The sequence below is a fragment of the Streptomyces rhizosphaerihabitans genome (assembly GCF_025399795.1).
In the GTDB taxonomy this organism is placed as follows: domain Bacteria; phylum Actinomycetota; class Actinomycetes; order Streptomycetales; family Streptomycetaceae; genus Streptomyces; species Streptomyces rhizosphaerihabitans.
The window spans coordinates 1-629 of sequence record NZ_JAODTZ010000172.1; the positions used below are offsets into that span (position 1 = coordinate 1).

At 69.8% G+C, this 629-nt stretch carries 1 protein-coding gene; it reads right to left on the reverse strand.

Annotated elements, in window-relative coordinates; translation table 11 throughout:
• On the reverse strand, positions 1 to 629 hold a 629-nt coding region (locus N4G66_RS45260), incomplete at both ends, for an ISAs1 family transposase (protein WP_261710163.1).

A 629-nucleotide genomic window follows, 5' to 3' on the forward strand; every position in this document is an offset into this window, starting at 1 on the left:
CTGTTCGTCCGCCAGGTCGGTGACGGCGTAGACGCGTTCGAGGGTGACCTTGCCGGTGGTGACGATGCGACGACGGCGCACGATCTGGACAGCCTGTGCGGCGTGCGGGAAGTCCAGGTCGGCGACGGTGGCGGTCTTGACCCGGCGAATCTCGTCTCGGCCGTGCGCGGTGGCACGGGTCTTGCCCTGCAGTGGAACGTCCCGCCAGGGAAGGCGCTTCAGGCGCTGCTGCAGCAGCGGCTGGTTCGCCTTGATTACGGCGATGTAGTGGGCCTTCTTGTCCTCGACCAGGAAGCGGGCGTGCGCGGTCTGGGAGTGCAGGGCGTCGAAGGTGACCACGGTATCCGCCAGGTCGAGGTCGGCGAGTAACGGCCGGAAGACGGTGATTTCGTTGGTCTTGCCGTCCACCTCGCGCTGGGCAGCGACCAGGCCCGCGCCGGTCATCGCGGCGAGCAGGTGGACTTGGGTGCCGTCGGTACGGCGGGCGCCCCGCACCGTCTTGCCGTCCACGGCCAGAGAGCGGCGCCACTGCCCGGATGCGTCCTGCGCGGATTGCGGGTCACGGACGGCGAGCCAGGCGCCGATCGCATCGTCGAGCGCGTCGCCGTCGATGCGCTGCAGGATGCGGG